The organism is [Clostridium] aerotolerans DSM 5434 (assembly GCF_000687555.1).
GTDB lineage: Bacteria > Bacillota > Clostridia > Lachnospirales > Lachnospiraceae > Lacrimispora > Lacrimispora aerotolerans.
The window spans coordinates 279,750-295,447 of the sequence record NZ_JHWJ01000003.1 but is presented as its reverse complement, the minus strand read 5'-3'; the positions used below and the strand labels follow the sequence as shown (position 1 = coordinate 295,447).

The 15,698-nt window shown below is 42.7% G+C and carries 14 protein-coding genes; 11 read left to right on the top strand and 3 right to left on the bottom strand.

Annotated elements, in window-relative coordinates; translation table 11 throughout:
* Positions 1 to 13 precede the first annotated feature (13 nt).
* Entirely contained in the window at positions 14 to 1,501 is a 1,488-nt protein-coding gene (locus tag T546_RS0106390; protein ID WP_026890906.1) for a glutamate synthase subunit beta, read from the top strand.
* Positions 1,502 to 1,543: 42 nt separating this feature from the next.
* Here T546_RS0106390 and T546_RS0106385 read toward each other — a convergent pair whose 3' ends face one another.
* The 3 genes from T546_RS0106385 to ychF form a co-directional block, all read right to left on the bottom strand.
* Positions 1,544 to 2,350 (bottom strand): MBL fold metallo-hydrolase, encoded by an 807-nt coding sequence (locus T546_RS0106385; RefSeq protein WP_026890905.1) that lies wholly within the window; start codon positions 2,348 to 2,350, stop codon positions 1,544 to 1,546.
* A 165-nt stretch (positions 2,351 to 2,515) separates the two neighbouring features.
* On the bottom strand, positions 2,516 to 3,142 hold the full coding sequence (locus T546_RS0106380; protein WP_026890904.1) for a formate/nitrite transporter family protein: 627 nt from the start codon (positions 3,140 to 3,142) through the stop codon (positions 2,516 to 2,518).
* 177 nt (positions 3,143 to 3,319) lie between these two features.
* Positions 3,320 to 4,417, bottom strand: coding sequence for a redox-regulated ATPase YchF (gene ychF, locus T546_RS0106375; protein ID WP_026890903.1), 1,098 nt, complete (start codon positions 4,415 to 4,417; stop codon positions 3,320 to 3,322).
* A 206-nt stretch (positions 4,418 to 4,623) separates the two neighbouring features.
* Between ychF and lgt the strand changes: the two genes are divergently transcribed.
* The 10 genes from lgt (at position 4,624) to T546_RS0106325 (ending at position 15,647) form a co-directional block, all read left to right on the top strand.
* Positions 4,624 to 5,502, top strand: coding sequence for a prolipoprotein diacylglyceryl transferase (lgt, locus tag T546_RS0106370; RefSeq protein WP_026890902.1), 879 nt, complete (start codon positions 4,624 to 4,626; stop codon positions 5,500 to 5,502).
* 1 nt (position 5,503) lies between these two features.
* Positions 5,504 to 5,656, top strand: a complete 153-nt coding sequence (locus T546_RS24975) for a Spo0E family sporulation regulatory protein-aspartic acid phosphatase (RefSeq protein ID WP_242842191.1) — start codon at positions 5,504 to 5,506, stop codon at positions 5,654 to 5,656.
* A 465-nt stretch (positions 5,657 to 6,121) separates the two neighbouring features.
* Positions 6,122 to 6,547, top strand: a complete 426-nt coding sequence (gene mraZ / locus T546_RS0106360) for a division/cell wall cluster transcriptional repressor MraZ (RefSeq protein WP_024836316.1) — start codon at positions 6,122 to 6,124, stop codon at positions 6,545 to 6,547.
* Positions 6,544 to 7,485 carry a 16S rRNA (cytosine(1402)-N(4))-methyltransferase RsmH gene (rsmH, locus tag T546_RS0106355; protein ID WP_026890901.1) on the top strand — a complete coding sequence of 314 codons (942 nt, stop codon included), beginning with the start codon at positions 6,544 to 6,546 and terminating at the stop codon, positions 7,483 to 7,485. The genes mraZ and rsmH overlap by 4 nt, the downstream gene beginning before the upstream one ends.
* A gap of 14 nt (positions 7,486 to 7,499) precedes the next feature.
* Complete coding sequence (locus T546_RS0106350; protein ID WP_026890900.1) at positions 7,500 to 7,982, top strand: FtsB/FtsL family cell division protein; 483 nt, start codon at positions 7,500 to 7,502, stop codon at positions 7,980 to 7,982.
* Between the two features lie 40 nt (positions 7,983 to 8,022).
* Positions 8,023 to 10,215: a peptidoglycan D,D-transpeptidase FtsI family protein gene (locus T546_RS22930; RefSeq protein WP_330371877.1), complete on the top strand. Its 2,193-nt coding sequence runs from the start codon at positions 8,023 to 8,025 to the stop codon at positions 10,213 to 10,215.
* Positions 10,216 to 10,289: 74 nt separating this feature from the next.
* The gene (locus T546_RS0106340; RefSeq protein WP_026890899.1) at positions 10,290 to 12,050 is read left to right on the top strand and encodes a peptidoglycan D,D-transpeptidase FtsI family protein; all 1,761 of its coding nucleotides are present in this window, start codon (positions 10,290 to 10,292) and stop codon (positions 12,048 to 12,050) included.
* 75 nt (positions 12,051 to 12,125) lie between these two features.
* Positions 12,126 to 13,094 (top strand): phospho-N-acetylmuramoyl-pentapeptide-transferase, encoded by a 969-nt coding sequence (gene mraY / locus T546_RS0106335; protein ID WP_026890898.1) that lies wholly within the window; start codon positions 12,126 to 12,128, stop codon positions 13,092 to 13,094.
* Between the two features lie 12 nt (positions 13,095 to 13,106).
* A complete protein-coding gene (gene murD / locus T546_RS0106330) occupies positions 13,107 to 14,453 on the top strand; it encodes a UDP-N-acetylmuramoyl-L-alanine--D-glutamate ligase (RefSeq protein ID WP_026890897.1) in 1,347 nt (448 codons plus the stop codon).
* Positions 14,454 to 14,495: 42 nt separating this feature from the next.
* Positions 14,496 to 15,647: an FtsW/RodA/SpoVE family cell cycle protein gene (locus T546_RS0106325; RefSeq protein ID WP_026890896.1), complete on the top strand. Its 1,152-nt coding sequence runs from the start codon at positions 14,496 to 14,498 to the stop codon at positions 15,645 to 15,647.
* Positions 15,648 to 15,698 lie beyond the last annotated feature (51 nt).

Sequence of the window (15,698 nt, the reverse complement as noted above, 5' to 3'; positions counted from 1 at the left end):
GGAGGAGTAGGACATGGGAAAGCCAACAGGATTTTTAGAATATGACAGAAAAACAGGAAAAACGGTAGACCCCAAGACTCGTATTAAGAACTACGACGAGTTCCATCTGCCTCTTTCTGAGAAAGAACAGAGATGCCAGGGGGCACGCTGCATGGATTGCGGCGTTCCCTTCTGCCAATCCGGAGTGATCATCAAAGGCATGGTGTCCGGCTGTCCGATCAACAATCTGATACCGGAATGGAATGAGCTTGTTTATACCGGAAATTGGCAGCAGGCCTATAAAAGACTGAAAAAGACAAACAGCTTTCCGGAGTTCACCGCCAGAGTATGCCCGGCCCCTTGCGAGGCCGCGTGTACCTGTGGGTTAAACGGTGATCCGGTAAGCATCAAAGAAAATGAATTTGCCATTATTGAGCGGGCATATGAAGTGGGGATTGCAGCCCCTAATCCCCCGAAGATCCGCACAGGCAAACGGATTGCAGTCATTGGCTCCGGCCCTGCCGGCTTATCGGCGGCAGACCAGTTAAATAAGAGAGGCCACAAAGTTACTGTATTTGAGCGTGAGGATCGTATTGGTGGCCTCTTGATGTATGGCATTCCCAATATGAAGCTGGAAAAACATATCATCGACCGTAAGGTAAAGATCATGCAAGAGGAAGGTATTACCTTTGTAACGGGAGCAGATGTGGGAAAGAATCACAAGGTAAAGGATTTATTAAAGGATTTTGACCGCATTATTCTGGCTTGCGGAGCCTCCAATCCAAGAGATTTAAAGGTACCGGGAAGAGATGCTCAGGGAATATACTTTGCAGTGGATTTCTTAAAGTCCACCACAAAAAGTCTTCTTGATTCCGATCTTCAGGATAATCTTTATATCTCTGCGAAAGGCAAGCATGTCATTGTAATCGGTGGCGGAGATACTGGAAATGACTGTGTGGGAACTGCCATACGTCACGGCTGTGCTTCCGTTACCCAGCTGGAGATGATGCCAAAGCTTCCGGAAAAGAGAGCTGCAGACAATAGCTGGCCTCAGTGGCCCAAGGTGTTAAAAACCGATTACGGCCAGGAGGAATCCATAGCGGTGTTTGGAAAGGACCCAAGAAGCTATCAGACAACGGTTAAGGAATTTATCAAAGATAAATCCGGTAAGCTTGTAAAGGCTGTCTTAATGAAGCTGGAACAGAAGATAGATGAGAAGACCGGAAGGCTCGTGATGGAGCCGGTAGCTGGAAGCGAAAAGGAAGTGCCTGCAGATCTTGTTCTCATTGCAGCTGGATTTCTTGGAGCCCAGAGCTATGTGGCTGATGCCTTTGGAGTTAAATTAAATGAACGCACCAATGTGGAGACTCCAAAAGGGAAATACCGCACGGACGTGGATAAGGTATTCGTGGCCGGAGATATGCACAGAGGCCAGTCGCTTGTTGTATGGGCAATCAGAGAAGGCCGAGAGGTGGCCAAAGAGGTGGATAAGAACTTAATGGGATATTCCAATCTGGCATAAATAAAAGGGAGACAATTGAGTCTCCCTTTTTTGTGCTTACTCTTATATCTCTATGGTCAGTCCGACACCTACCTCGTGTACCGGTAACTTGTCCATCATCTTAGCTTTTGCAAGAAGAGAGATACAGTGACATGGATAAATCTGATCCACCTGGCAGCTTTCTAAGTGATTCACAGTCTGTACAAAACGCTCGCCTACATCTAACAGGTGAAACCCTCCCAGAACACCGGCAACGTGATCTTCCTTGCAGACTTCCTTTGCATAATCAAGAGCATTGCAGATACCGCTGTGAGAGCAGGAGGAGATAAGGAACAGTCCTTTGGAGGTCTTTAAAGCGATGGCAGAATCATCTATAAGATAATCATCCTGCCATTCACCTTCTCTCATAACTTTGCCGAAAGGACTTCTCTGCTCAAAGGAATGCTTTTCTGGAATCTCACCTAAAAATACACAATGATCGGATAAGAAATACGGGGTGTCAGAGGGAATGTATTCGGTCTTTTCAAATAGTTCATCCTCGGTAAATGGGGCGCCAATGTTTTGGTTTCCTGCTTTCTTCGGGTGAAAGCAGCCAGTATGAGAGATGATTGTAACCTTGGATAAATCTATGGCTTCATCCAGATATTTCAATCCATTGGTATGATCGTTGTGTCCATGGGAAAGTACGATGTGGGTCAGTTTGGTCAAATCAATTCCCATCTTTTCTGCATTGGAAAGAACTATGTCAGAAAATCCGGTATCAAATAGGATCCTTAAATCGTCAATTTCGATGTAAAAACTTGCGGCAGGCTCCCCTTTATAAAACTGGTCTACTAAAGTATTGTTGTCTACGACTATTTTCACTAACATATGAACTCCTGATCTGGCTGTTTTATTGCCTTCATTATAGCATAAAACGAGTTAAAATAAAGTTAAGATTACAAAAAAATACAGCATATGGATAAAAAATGCATAATATGACCAAAAAGAGCACAAACCTTATGGCTGTGCTCCTTTTTTAGATTCGTATCGTATTTAGTGTAAAGAAGGAAAATCTTCCTTGAATGTTTTCTTTAAAAGAGGAATCATACATGCTCCCACCAGATTTCCGAGAGATATTACAAGCATATACAGGGCAGCCTTTGTGCTCCAGGCTCCTGCCATTGTGAAATAAAACATGTCCGCGATGCTATGTTCAAAACCGGAAAGGATAAATACCATGATAGGAAGAATGAGAGCCAGGTGCTTGCCTACGCCGTCCTTAATCGTCTGAAAGCCGATGACAGCGATGCACATCAACACTCCGCACATAAAAGCCATCACAAAGGTGCTGAATAAAGTATCGGATAATTTTAAATCTACGATTTCCGTTGCATGCTCCACTAATTTTTCCAGTTTGGTATTGCGGAAGATGATACCGGAACCAAGGGTTCCGATCAGATTTCCTATGTAGACCAGCAGAACTTCTTTTAAATATGCAGGACCCTCGTGAACGATATAACAGATTTTTCCGGTATACAGGTTAAAACCAAACGTATAAATCGTAAATAAACCGATGGAAAATAAAAAAGAACCAGCAATCCGGTTTTCAAGAGTCAGATAGATAATTCCTCCCATGGCAATACAGACTCCTGCTGCAATTGCTTTAATAATTGTTTTCATTTTAAATACTCCTTCTCCTTTGTCACTTGATGTCGTTAAATTAGTTGGGGTTTTTTGCCCTGTCATATTATAGCATAATGGAAACAGTTTGCAAGAATAAAGATACATTTGATATTAAATTATCATCTTAATTTGGGCAAAGAAAGGCCGGTGCTTTCAGGCACCGGCTGATAAGCTTTAAACGTTGAAGCGGAAGAGGATGACATCTCCGTCCTTAACCACATATTCCTTCCCTTCGGAACGTACAAGTCCTTTTTCTTTTGCAGCATTGTAGCTCTTGCAGTCCAGAAGATCTTTGAAGTTAACGACTTCTGCACGGATAAAGCCGCGTTCGAAATCAGAATGAATCTTACCGGCAGCCTGAGGTGCTTTTGTGCCTTCCTCAATGGTCCAGGCTCTTGTTTCCATAGGACCGGCAGTTAAATAGCTGATAAGACCAAGCAGATGGTAGCTTGCGCCAATGAGCTTTTCAAGTCCGGACTCAGTCAGACCAAGATCCTCTAAGAACATCTTTTTCTCATCCTCTTCCAGTTCGGCAATTTCCTGTTCGATCTGAGCGCAGATGACAAAAACCTCGCTGTTGTTTTCTGCTGCAAAAGCTCTGACCTTGGCAACGTGCTCATTGGTGGCACCGTCATCAGCCAGGTCGTCTTCGCAAACGTTGGCAGCAAAAATAACAGGCTTAAAGGTAAGAAGATTAAGGGTAGAGACGAAATTCAGTTCATCTGCATCGTCAATTTCCATGCTTCTTGCCAGATTGCCGTCTTCTAAGTGGGCCTTGATTCTCTTTAAGATATCCAGTTCCTTTGCAAGAGACTTATCATTCATTGCCCCCTTGGTGGACTTTGAGATACGGCGGTCTAAAATCTCAAGATCGGAAAAGATAAGTTCTAAATCAATGGTCTCAATATCACGCAAGGGATCTACACTTCCGTCAACGTGAATCACATTGCCGTCTTCAAAACAACGTACCACGTGGACGATGGCGTCAACCTCTCTTATGTTGGAGAGGAACTGGTTTCCAAGACCTTCTCCTTTTGATGCTCCTTTTACAAGACCTGCGATATCCACAAACTCAATGGCAGCTGGGATTATTTTCTGAGAATTATAGAGTTCAGCCAACTGACCCAGGCGTGCATCCGGAACGGGAACGACCCCTACATTTGGATCAATAGTACAGAACGGATAGTTGGCAGATTCTGCCCCAGCCTTTGTGAGAGAATTAAACAAAGTGCTTTTACCTACGTTCGGTAATCCGACAATACCTAATTTCATAGCAATTACCTTCCTAATATTGTTAATATTCATGGTTGATTTTTATTTACAACTAATATAGAATAACATATTATCCGCAAAAAAAAAAGATAAAAAACATAAGATTCCCTGCAGTTGTCGAAATATAGTTGAATATGTCGGGCGAATCTGTTTGATTTTTGTGTTTTCACGGGGTAAAATAAAGAAAAATCGAAAGGAGAAGACGAATGGCAAATACGGCGGATATTAGTTTTGTGCATTTGGGTATTACCATTGCTCATTTGCGAAACAGTATCTCGATATTTGGGTTCCGCATTGCATTCTACGGGATTATCATTGGGATCGGAATTCTAACAGGCCTCTGGATTGCTTCTAATGACGCAAAACGAAGAGGACAAGACCCGGAAATCTATCTGGATTTTGCCCTGTATGCTATCGTTGTTTCTATTATAAGTGCCAGACTTTACTATGTGATTTTCGATTGGGCTAATTATAAAAATGACCTGTTACAAATTTTGAACCTGAGAGCAGGGGGGCTGGCTATTTATGGCGGTGTCATTGGCGCAGCTTTAACTCTGATCGTCTATACCAGGGTGAAGAAACTTTCCTTCTTTTCCTTGGCGGACACTGGATGTCTTGGACTGATAACCGGGCAAATTATAGGAAGATGGGGAAACTTCTTTAATTGCGAAGCGTTTGGCGGATATACAGACGGCCTGTTTGCTATGAGAATCAGAAGGGCGCTAGTTAACGAGAATATGATATCAAAGGAACTGTTAAACCATTTAATCGTTGAGAATGGTGTAGAGTATATACAGGTGCATCCCACTTTTCTTTATGAGTCGGTGTGGAACCTTTGCGTGCTTGTTTTTATGCTCTGGTACCGTAAACGCAAACGGTTTGATGGGGAGATGTTTCTTATCTACCTGCTTGGCTATGGCTTAGGACGAGTATGGATAGAAGGAATCCGTACGGACCAGCTAATATTCTTTGGTACTGGCATTCCGGTGTCTCAGGCACTGTCATTGATCCTGGTAGTGGTATCTACTCTTGTGCTCTTCTTCCAACACAGACAGATTAGATTAAAGAGCAAAGGAGAAACATGATATGATGATTTCAAAAGAAGAGTTAATCCGTAATATTGAAGAAGCTAGGGAAAGACTGAATAAAAGTATTGATCATGATGATGGAGATGTTATTTATCTTAGGAGTGTAGAACTGGATAAATTAATTGAGCAATATATAGAAGCGGGTTATTAATTTTATATGAAAGTGGGAAGGCCAGATGCCTTCCCACTTTTTTTGTGTAACAGGAAATTACGCCCTATTACACAAAAAAACCTGCCGGGCGGGATGCACATGACGCTCTAAATGTAGATTGTCACTAACGTGCCAGCGCGTCAGCGCTAGAGTCTGGCGAGCCAGACTCTTTATTATGCAAATAATTACCATGATATTTTAGAGGAGAATGTTCATTATAATATGAAGAAACTCTGATAAAGAGAGTGGTATGGAAAAGCCATGTCAAATTTTGGGAAAAAATGGTAAAGCTTGTATTTCCGCCCCTTTGTAACCGAAATCAATGAAAAATAATCAAAAATCTCCTTGCTATTTCCAGGTAAATGTACTAAAATTAAAGTACAAGTGGAGGAAAGTGGTACAAAGTGGTAGAAAATGGTGGGAAAGTAATTAATCCACTCTACCTTGTACAAGCAGGTGATTGGTATGTTCATGGGCGAATACAATCATACAGTCGATGCCAAGGGACGTCTCATTGTCCCATCGAAATTCAGAGAACAGCTTGGAGAAGAATTCGTTGTGACGAAGGGCTTAGATGGCTGTTTATTTGTGTATGATAATAAGGAATGGACTGCCCTGGAAGAAAAGTTAAAAAGCCTGCCGCTGACCAATACCAATGCAAGAAAGTTCTCCAGATTCTTTCTCGCCGGAGCGTCCTCCTGTGAAGTGGACAAGCAGGGAAGAATTCTTCTTCCAGCCGTGCTTAGAGAACATGCAGGCATTGATAAGGATGCAGTTTTAGTGGGAGTAGGAAGCCGAATCGAGATTTGGAGCAAGGATGCATGGACAGCAGCCAATACCTATGATGATATGGAAGAAATTGCGGAAGCTATGGAAGGACTTGGAATATGATATTTGAACACAAGTCAGTGCTGCTAAATGAGACCATTGACAGCCTGAATATAAAACCAGATGGAATCTATGTTGACGGAACCCTGGGAGGCGGAGGACATGCTCTTTTCGTATGCGAACGCCTGTCAGAACACGGAAGATTAATCGGAATTGACCAGGATGCAGCTGCCATTTCAGCGGCTACGGAACGGCTCAAGGACCATAAAGATAAAGTTACAGTTGTAAGAAGCAATTATGTAAATATAAAAGAAGTGCTGAAGGAACTTGGCATTGAAAAGGTGGACGGTATCTATCTGGATCTGGGGGTATCCTCACATCAGCTTGACGTGCCGGAGAGAGGGTTCACTTATAGAGAAGAAGATGCACCTCTTGATATGCGTATGGATCAGAGGAACGATCAGACGGCCGCTGATATCATTAACGAATACAGCGAATTTGATTTATACCGGATCATAAGAGATTATGGCGAGGACAAGTTTGCGAAAAATATTGCAAAACATATTGTGAGAGAAAGACAAATAAAGCCTATAAAGACAACGGGCGAATTGTCAGAGATTATTAAAAATGCGATTCCTGCAAAGATAAGAGCAGTGGGAGGACATCCTTCCAAGCGCACATTCCAGGCAATACGAATTGAGCTCAATAAGGAACTGGAGGTACTCAGTCAGTCCCTTGATACCATGATCGATTTGCTAAATCCAGGTGGACGTTTATCTATCATTACGTTCCACTCTCTGGAAGATCGGATCGTAAAAGCAAGATTTAAGACAAACGAAAATCCATGTATTTGTCCACCGGGTTTTCCAGTATGTGTCTGCGGTAATAAAAGCAAAGGTAAGGTTATTACAAGAAAACCTGTCATACCAACAGAGGAAGAGATCGAAGAGAATAAGCGTTCAAAGAGTTCCAAGCTTAGGGTATTTGAGCGTATAGATTAAGGGAGGAAATTCGAGTGGCTGCCAATAAAAATGTGCGTTCCTACGGGAATACTGCTTATGTACACGGAAATACTGTCCGTAAAGCCATGCCAGCATCTATGCCGGCCCGTACGCCAGATGAAGTCCGCCGGACATCTGTCAATCACAGAGTAAGGCGAAATCGTGAAAAAGCTCTGCAAATGGATTTACCCTATGTTCTTATGCTGACGGCTGCTGTCGTCTGCACCCTCTTTATCTGCATTAAGTATCTGCATATTCAGTCATCAATTACAACCAATATTCACGGAATTGAGGTACAAGAAGCGAAGCTTGAAAAACTACGAACTGAAAACAACGCACTGGAGATGAGTATTAAAACTTCCGTTGATTTGGATCATGTGTATAAGGTGGCCACTGAAGAACTTGGTATGGTCTATGCAAATAAAGACCAGATCCTTCACTATGATAAAACGGAAAGTGAGTATGTAAGACAGAATGAGGATATCCCGAAATACTAACAAAAGCAGGAATAATAAGAGTAAAGTATTCCCACGTTATATGCAGGAAAAGCTGGCGATTACGGTGCTTGTAATTACGCTGGCTTTGTTTGCATTGGTTATGGTCCTTTATAATCTGATGACCCATAAAAAAGAAGATTATAATCAGATTGTGTTGTCTCAGCAGGAATATGACAGCAGGGTGATTCCCTTTAAACGAGGTGACATTCTGGACCGGAATGGAACGTATCTTGCCGCAAGCGAGAAGGTTTATAACTTGATCCTCGATCCAAAACAGATCATGTCTGACCCGGATGCATTTCTAGAGCCGTCGGTAACAGCCCTTACAGAATGTTTTGGTTATGACCGTACAGAGATCATGAATCTGATTCAGGAGAAGAAGGGCAAACAATACGTTCTCTATGCCAAGCAGCTTACCTATGATGATAAAAATAAATATGATAAATACAAAACGGACAAATCCAAAGAACTGAAAAAATCAAAGAAGGCCATAAAGGGTATCTGGTTCGAAGATGAGTATAAGAGAGTGTATCCCTACAATTCCATGGGCAGCAAGGTAATCGGATTCGCCAATGGAGATGGAATGGGAGGAACCGGTGGAATTGAGCAGTATTATAATACCACACTTATGGGAATCAATGGAAGAGAGTACGGATATCTAAACGATGATTCCAATTTAGAGCGAGTGATCAAACCCTCCACCAATGGTAATACAGTCGTATCCACCATTGATGTGAACATACAGAAAATCGTTGAAAAATACATAAACGAATGGGAGCAGCAGACAGGCAGCAAAAAGGTGGGAGTCATAGTCATGGATCCCAACAACGCTGAGGTCCTGGCGATGGCAGATGATAAGTCCTTTGATCTTAACAATCCCCGTGATCTGAGACCGGAGTTTACTGCTGAAGTGTTAAGAGAGCTGGGAATCAAGGAAGCCATTGATGATTATAAGAGAAAGAATAAAGACGCCGCGCCTCTGACACCCGAGACCGTACCACAGCACTACAGCGATCAGGAGATTATATCCCTGGGAACTCAGGTCGCCTGGAACCAGACCTGGCGTAATTTTACCATTAGTGATGGATATGAACCAGGATCAACAGAAAAGATATTTACCGTATCAGCCGCTATGGAGGAAGGTGCGATTACGGGACACGAGACCTATGAATGCAATCGGTTCCTGGAAGTGGGGGGCCATAAAATCAAATGCGTCAGCCGATATGGACATGGTCTAATTACAGTAGAACAAGGACTTATGAAATCCTGTAACGTGGTCATGATGAGGATAGCCCAGCAGATGGGTAAGGATAAATTCTATAAATATCAGCAGATGTTTGGCTTTGGTTCAAAAACTGGTATTGATCTTCCTGGTGAGGCAGATAATAAGAGTAATATCTATACCGTTGAAAATGCAGGTCCAACGGATCTTGCTACCAATTCCTTTGGACAGAATTTCAACTCTACAATGATCCAGATGGCAGCTGCATATTGTTCCGTTATTAACGGCGGTTCCTATTACGAACCCCATGTGGTAAAACAGATATTAAATGAGCAGGGAGCGATTGTAAAAAAGGTGGACCCTGTTTTGGTTCGGGAAACAGTATCAGAGTCTACCACCAAATTTATTAATGAAGCCTTGTTTAAGACGGTCAACGCAGAAGGCGGCACCGGCGGTGCTGCCAAGGTTGCAGGATATAAGGTTGCTGGTAAAACGGGAACGGCAGAAAAGATACCTCGTGACAAGACGAATTATGTTGTATCATTCTGCGGATACGCACCAGCAGATAATCCCCAGGTACTGGTTTATGTGGTGGTGGATGAACCTCACGTGGAAGACCAGCCGCACAGTACGTACGCAAGTCAGATATTCCAGAAGATTATGACGGATATTCTTCCTTATTTAAATATCTTCCCGGATACTGATACAAACGGTGGTGCTCCATCAGGAGAAGGGGAAAAGCTTCCGGAACAGGAAGGAATCACCAGCGAGACACAAGCGGGTACGGAAGGACAAGAGACGACTCAGGAGACTGGTACTCAGGAAACAACGGCACCAGCACCAACCATGGAAAATGGACAGCCCATTCCCAATGAATACTTAAATCCTTCAGAAGAATACAATAACAGGCAGGAGGGAGAAGACTTTAACCTTCCTGACTCCATACCAGGAGATACCGGAGAATCCACTGAGGGTGAAACGGAGTCTGTGGGAGAAACCACTGCCCAATAAGAAAAGAAACTTAGAGGGCTCATAAAAAAGTCAGATATTCATATACTGTAACAATAATGACGGTGGAGCAGCATATGAATTCAAACAAAACACATCACAGAGAGAAAATAGCCCTCCTGTTTTTCCTGTTGTTTCTCGCCATGACAGGACTGATGGGTCGGCTTATTTTTCTAATGATCTTCCAATCCGAACATTACAGCGCCATGGCTGAGGATCTCCATGAACGCGAGAGGACCATAAAGGCTGCCAGGGGAAATATCATTGATGCCAATGGTACCGTCATCGCAACCAATCGGACGGTTTGTACCATTTCGGTCATTCATAATCAGGTGAAAAAGCCGGATGAAGTGGTAGCGGTCCTGTCAAAGGAGTTGGGTATTGAGGAAGCTGAAATACGTAAGAAGGTAGAAAAGTACAGTTCAAGGGAAATTATTAAGACCAATGTAGACAAGGCCCTGGGAGATCAGATCCGTACGTATCATCTGGCTGGAGTAAAGGTGGATGAGGATTATAAGCGTTATTATCCCTACGATACCATGGCTTCCAAGGTATTAGGCTTTACTGGCGGAGATAATCAGGGAATTATCGGACTGGAAGTAAAATACGAGCAGTATTTAAAAGGAATGAATGGAAAGATCCTCACCATGTCTGATGCGGCAGGAATTGAAATTGAAAATGCAGCAGAAGACAGGATTGAACCCATTTCCGGTCAGACACTGCAGATCAGCCTGGATGTAAATATTCAGAAATATTGCGAACAGGCTGCCTATCAGGTCATGGAGAAAAAGGGAGCAAAGAAAGTATCTATCATTGTAATGAACCCTAAAAACGGGGAGATCAAGGCAATGGTAAATGTTCCGGAGTTCAATCTTAACGATCCATTTACCTTAAATACCAATACAGAAATCCCTGCCTCAGCTAAGGAAAAGCAGGATCTGTTAAATCAGATGTGGAGAAATCCCTGCATCAATGATACGTATGAGCCGGGTTCCACCTTTAAAATCATAACGGCAGCAGCAGGTCTTGAGTCTGGAGTAGTTAAGCTTGATGATCATTTCTCCTGCCCGGGATTTCGGGTGGTGGAAGATCGTAAGATACGGTGCCATAAGGTGGGCGGTCATGGTTCAGAAACCTTTCTTCAGGGAATGATGAACTCCTGCAACCCGGTTTTAATCGATGTAGGACAGCGTCTTGGTGTGGACAATTATTATAAGTATTTTGAGCAGTTCGGTTTAAAAGGAAAGACAGGAATCGACGTACCAGGTGAGGCGTCTACCATCATGCATAGAAAGCAGGATATGGGACTGGTAGAGCTTGCCACCGTGTCCTTTGGCCAGTCATTCCAGATAACCCCACTGCAGCTTATCACAACAGCAGCATCTATTGTAAACGGAGGAAACCGCATAACCCCTCACTTTGGTGTGAAAGCAACCACTGCTGACGGAGAGTCCTCTCATACTTTTACCTATCCGATGAAAGAGGGGATTGTATCCGCACAAACCAGTGAGACCATGCGTTATATCCTGGAAGAAGTAGTAGCAGAAGGAAGTGGTAAAAAGGCAAAACTCGACGGCTATCGAGTTGGTGGTAAAACAGCTACATCAGAAAAGCTTCCAAGAAGCTTAAAGAAATATATTTCTTCTTTTGTAGGCTTTGCGCCGGCTAATGATCCAGAGGTAATTGCACTTATTACCATTGATGAACCTCAGGGGATTTATTATGGAGGAACCATTGCGGCACCGGTAATCGCAGATATTTTTAAGAATATTCTTCCTTATATGGGAATAGAGCCAACAGAGGAAAAAACTGTTTCTACGTTTCGAATCAGTGGTTGATTATTCGGAAAAAAAGACGTATACTACTTACTGTGTACTTTTGATATACGAATACATAAAATATTGAGGTGTGACATGATTAACGAAACGATTCTGGCAATCATCATAGCTTTTGCCATCAGCGCCATGCTGTGTCCCATAGTAATTCCATTTTTACACAGACTAAAATTTGGCCAAGAGGTCCGTAAGGAAGGTCCTGAAAGCCATTTGAAAAAACAGGGGACTCCCACCATGGGCGGCCTCATTATTCTGACCAGCGTCATCATTACGTCCTTGTTTTATATCAAGGATTATCCGAAGATTCTTCCTGTGCTTTTTATGACTGTTGGTTTTGGAATCGTTGGATTTCTTGATGATTATATCAAGATAGTGCTGAAGCGATCTGAAGGCCTTAAACCTTTTCAGAAAATAATAGGGCAGTTAATCATCACAGGAGTTTTTGCCTATTATCTGGTTCATTCAAATGATGTGGGCACAGGAATGTTGATCCCTTTTACAGGAGGTTTTGATAAAGGGCTATATCTAAATCTTGGTATATTCTTTGTGCCTGCTGTGTTTTTCATTGTAATAGGGACAGATAACGGCGTTAATTTTACCGATGGTTTAGATGGGTTATGCACCAGTGTCACCATATTGGTAGCCACTTTCCTTACTGTGGTAGCCATTGGAGAAAAGACTGGTATCAGCCCTATTACTGGAGCTGTAGTCGGAAGTCTTTTGGGATTTTTACTTTTTAATGTCTATCCGGCCAAAGTGTTTATGGGAGATACCGGCTCCCTTGCGCTTGGCGGCTTTGTTGCTTCCAGTGCATTTATGATGCAGATTCCGGTTTTTATAGCTATCATCGGATTTATTTATTTGTTAGAAGTTTTATCGGACATCATTCAGATAGCATACTTTAAAAAAACAGGCGGTAAAAGATTTTTTAAGATGGCTCCCATCCATCACCATTTTGAGCTTTGTGGCTGGTCGGAGACACGGGTGGTAGCTATATTTTCTATTATAACAGCGGTTCTTTGCCTGCTTGCATACCTTGGATTATAGGAGAAAAACCATATGAGTCAGAAAATTTTAGTAGCCGGTAGTGGGAAAAGTGGTATCGCCGCCTCCAGGATGATTTTAAAAACGGGTGATGAAGTTGTACTTTATGACAGCAATGATGCCTTAAATAAGGATGAGCTGTCACAACAGTTTGAGGGAGAGGGAACCTTCTCCGTTTTGCTGGGAGAATTAAAAAAGGAAGATTTAAAGGGAATTGATCTTTGTGTCATCAGTCCTGGTATTTCTCTGGAGGCTCCTTTTGTAGCGATTCTAAATGAGGAGAATATCCCAATCTGGAGTGAGATTCAGCTGGCATACCATCATGCCAGAGGTAAGCTCCTTGCTATCACCGGGACCAATGGAAAGACCACCACAACGGCTCTCACCGGGGAGATCATGAAGGCTTTTTATGATCACGTTTTTGTGGTAGGGAACATTGGAATTCCTTATACAGAGGAGGCGCTGAAAACAACGGAAGATTCTGTGACCGTAGCAGAGATCAGCAGCTTTCAGTTAGAGACGATAACAGACTTTAAGCCCCATGTCAGTGCAATTCTTAATATTACTCCGGATCACTTAAATCGTCATAAAACAATGGATTGTTACATAAAAGTAAAGGAAAGCATTACAAAAAACCAGGGAGCAGAGGATGCTTGCGTTTTAAATTATGATGACCCGGTTTTAAGAGAGTTTGGTAGTACCTTAAAATCAAAGGTTGTATTTTTCAGCAGCCGGGAAGCCTTAAACGAAGGGTATTGCCTTGATGGGGACATGATTATCCGCAATCATGAAGGTGTGCGGGAAGATATCATTTCCGTTCATGAATTAAAGCTTCTTGGACGTCATAATCATGAGAATGTTATGGCAGCTATTGCCATGGCTGTAGAAGCAAAGGTTCCCATGGAAGTGATTAAAAAGGCAGTCTGTGAGTTTAAGGCAGTGGAGCATAGAATTGAATATGTGGCAGAGAAGTCAGGAGTTAAATATTACAACGATTCCAAGGGAACCAACCCGGATGCAGCCATTCAGGCGGTTAAGGCTATGCCTGGTCCTACCATTCTCATTGCAGGAGGGTACGATAAGCAGTCGGAGTATGATGAATGGATCGAGTCCTTTGACGGTAAGGTAAGATATATGGTTCTGCTTGGACAGACCAGGGAAAAAATTGCCGAATGTGCCGCAAGACATGGCTTTACCAATGTGATGTATGCGGAGGATATGCAGGAAGCTGTCAGTGTCTGTGCTTCCTATGCCAATAACGGAGATTATGTACTTCTCTCTCCGGCATGTGCCAGCTGGGGCATGTTCAAATGCTATGAGGAACGCGGCGAAATCTTTAAAGAATGCGTCCGCAATCTGTAAGGTTATTTCTGCATAGAAGTATGGTTGGCGAGGAGGAATGATATGGCAGAAAAAAGGCCAGTGAAGAAAAAGAATAAACCACGCCGTTTTTACGATTACAGCCTTTTGTTTACCGTGATATTCCTGACAGTCTTTGGACTTGTCATGATATACAGCTCCAGTTCTTACGCTGCTCAGCTTAAATTTAATAATGCGGCTTTTTTTATGATGAAGCAGGCAAAGATCGCACTTGGTGGCTTTGTAATTATGATCATTATATCCAGAATGGATTATCACTGGTATGGAAAGTTTGCAGTATTTGCTTATGTGCTTTCCTACATACTTATGATTGCAGTTTCTCTTGTAGGTATTGAGGCAAACGGAAAAAAGAGATGGCTTGGAGTCGGCTCTCTTTCCTTTCAGCCTACAGAGTTTGTAAAAATCGCTTTGATTGTAATGCTGGCTCTCATGATTGTACAGATGGGTAAAAATATCAATACAAGAAATGGAGTCATTCTGGTTATCATTACGACCATTCCTATTGCTGGTATCGTTGCCGCAAATAACTTAAGCTCCGGAATTATTATTATGGGAATTGCTTTTGTCATGCTGTTTGTTGCATGTAAAAAGAAATGGCCGTTTTTTGCCTGTGGTTTAGGTGGAGTAGCACTTCTGGCTTTTGCAGGGCCTGTGGCTACCGTTCTTCAAAAAATGAACATACTGCATGATTATCAGCTGGGCCGTATCTTAGTATGGCTGGAGCCGGAGGCATACCCGTCTACCGGTGGATATCAGGTATTACAGGGCTTATATGCCATTGGTTCCGGTGGCCTTGTAGGAAGAGGCCTTGGAGAGAGCATACAGAAGATGGGATTTGTGCCTGAGGCGCAAAATGATATGATTTTTTCCATTATCTGCGAAGAGCTGGGGCTTTTTGGAGCGGTATCAGTCATTCTCATTTTTCTCTTCATGATATACCGTTTCATGCTGATTGCAGACAATGCGCCGGATCTGTTTGGTGCCCTTCTTGTGGTTGGAGTCATGGGACATATTGCCATACAGGTTATCCTTAACATTGCAGTAGTTACCAATACCATACCAAATACCGGTATTACCCTGCCATTTATCAGTTACGGGGGTACCTCGGTCATGTTTCTTATGATGGAAATGGGTATGGTCTTAAGTGTTTCCAACCAGATAAAACTGGAAAAATGATAAAATTTGATACCATTCTCTCACTTTTAACATAGGATAGTATATAAGAAG